Origin of the sequence: Pseudomonas sp. MD330_10 (genome assembly GCF_042610415.1) — a bacterium.
GTDB lineage: Bacteria > Pseudomonadota > Gammaproteobacteria > Pseudomonadales > Pseudomonadaceae > Aquipseudomonas > Aquipseudomonas rhodesiae.
In genome coordinates this window covers 1-252 of record NZ_JBHGZU010000104.1, presented here as the reverse complement: position 1 = coordinate 252, position 252 = coordinate 1, and the positions used below count along the sequence as shown (strand labels likewise).

1 protein-coding gene is annotated in these 252 nt (G+C 63.1%); it reads right to left on the bottom strand.

Annotation, left to right across the window (positions count from 1 at the left end; genetic code table 11):
• Positions 1 to 26: 26 nt before the first annotated feature.
• Positions 27 to 252: hypothetical protein (locus tag ACFZPT_RS26795; RefSeq protein WP_379559149.1), on the bottom strand; the 226-nt coding region annotated here is incomplete at its 5' end.

The following is a 252-nucleotide window of genomic DNA, read 5'->3' as shown; positions in this document are numbered from 1 at the left end:
CACGGGCGCTGCTTCAGCCATGACGCTCAGCCCGCCACACGTTCGAGACGGTGAACGTCACCCAGGAATCCGGTGGTGTAGAGCGCGTTGGGATCCCAGCCCGGTCCGGCGCCGAACTTGACCGCAGATGTGAACGGCAGACCCGAGGCGATCTCACACGAAGATCCCGAATCAGGATCGACGCGAACAACTTTGCCGCCTGCATTGAATGCGACGTACAACGCGCCGTCCGGTCCGACGGTCAGATCGTCC